General features: G+C 59.3%; 2 protein-coding genes. One reads left to right on the forward strand and one right to left on the reverse strand.

Going from position 1 to position 1,843, the window contains the following annotated elements; all coding sequences use genetic code 11:
- Positions 1-447 precede the first annotated feature (447 nt).
- A complete protein-coding gene (locus FM051_RS49845; RefSeq protein WP_158854959.1) occupies positions 448-1,395 on the forward strand; it encodes a hypothetical protein in 948 nt (315 codons plus the stop codon).
- 30 nt (positions 1,396-1,425) lie between these two features.
- Here FM051_RS49845 and FM051_RS49850 read toward each other — a convergent pair.
- Positions 1,426-1,843, reverse strand: a 418-nt coding sequence (locus FM051_RS49850; RefSeq protein WP_162470817.1) for a transposase, incomplete at its 5' end; no start/stop codon positions are given.

The raw sequence follows: 1,843 nt of genomic DNA on the forward strand, positions 1-1,843 counted from the left end.
CCGGCACCCGGCCGACAACGGGCCACCTCGACCATGCCGAACACCGGAAGGAGGACCCGCAACAGTCACTGGTCACGGTCTCAAGCCAGGCCGTCACCCACACGAAAGATCCGGGCTAAGGGGCGCCTGGCGCTCATTCGCGACCTACAGAAGCAGGGTCTGTCGCTGGATGAGGTCCGGGGGGCGGCTGGTCGACGGACTGGACGAGGGCGGCATCTGCGTGGCTTAGCCGCACGCCACTTGTGGTCACTAGCCACGTCGGGAGAGTCGGTTTGGCTGTTGCCGGTCGTCAAGTCATGTCTGCAAACGCTGTGCAGGAGATCGCGCTGCGACACGTCAACGCCCGCACATGGCAGCAACCCAGCTCGATCGTACTGTGGTTCATGGTGAAACCGAGAAGGTCGTTGGGCCTCGTCAGACGAATACAGGACTTGATGGAGAAGAGCGATGGCTGAGCTTCCTGACACGACTGACGATGCAGGCATCGTTGTCTCCATTTCGGGCGACCTTGATGACGATGTGACACTGCTGAAAGAACCGCCCACTCTAGGTGCTCCGGCTAACTTGCATGACTTTGCGCTAGTGCGAGAAGCCTCGAGCGAGGAACTGCGCAGATATCGGGTGAACTATACGCCGGACAAAGACCGTGATCATATGTCGCGCCGAGAGCTTTATCTATATCGGGGTCATGCTCTAAATGCGATGCTCGGCGCTCATGAGTGGCGTAGTGTTCTTCGCGCCGTTGCTGAACGCTGTAATCAAAGCGCCGAAAGTGGCACGCTCGTCAGTCTTGTATTTTGCAACCCTGCATCGATCGTCTTGCGTGACCTGAAAACGGAATATGCATACTTTCAGGAGCGATCCGAGGATGCATGGGATCTCCATTTCGTCGGCTATCGCTGCCAAAAGAAATGGTCACTTCGTCCATCGCGAATTGGCATTCCGATGTGGCGATTTGACGGCAAGAAGTTCAACGAGGTTAGGATGATCGTTCAGTCCGAGCATCGGAAGTATGCAGAAGATTCACCGTTCTCGCGGTCGGGCTGGACGTACTCTGGCAGACCCGAGATCGTTAGCTTCATGGCTTATGGTCGCTACGATGAGGAGTTCAATGAGCCAAGAGCGCATATCGATTGGCCGTCTCTGCGGGCCGTACCTCTTGTCGATGCGAATGGTTCCTATATCGACTACTCGCTTGGCGAGGTCGTGGAAGCCATGAGCGACTGGCGCGAACGTGACGGTGAAGTGTTACGCCACCTCGCTCCGGGTGAATTGCCTATTGCTGCTTCTACGCTTTCAATCGAGGGTGCGCTAAAGGCGGTGGCATCCGCACTTGCAATCGGGATCACTGGCAACGCGGCTTACGAGCTGATCAAGAAGGTCATTGGCGGTTAGAAACATATTGAGGCGAAAGTATTCGGTTGCCTACATGATCGCGTAGCGGACGTGGCGGGCCTGGAAGTAGCCGCGAACGAGGTGCGGTTGGCGCCGGCGGCGATACAGGAAGCGGCGGGTCTCGTGGGCGAGCCGGTCGGCGGTGTGGGCTCGTGAGGCGTTGACGTTGCGTTTGAGGTCGGCGTTGAGCAGCTCGTCCGGGTTGAGCTCGGGACTGTAGCCGGGCATCAGGTGCAGTTCGACGCGATCGGTGTTGGCCTGAAGCCAGGTGCGGACGGCTTTGCTCCGGTGGACCGGGTGCCGGTCGGCGATGACGTGCACCTTCCTGCCGGCCTGTCGTGCCACGCGGTCGAGGAACGCGGTGAACACCGGTGCGGTGAAGCGGCCGGTGAACACGGTGAACCACAAGGCGCCGCGCGAGGCGACCGCGGACATGACGTTGACCCGC

Origin of the sequence: Saccharothrix deserti (assembly GCF_009769385.1) — a bacterium.
Taxonomy (GTDB): domain Bacteria; phylum Actinomycetota; class Actinomycetes; order Mycobacteriales; family Pseudonocardiaceae; genus Actinosynnema; species Actinosynnema deserti.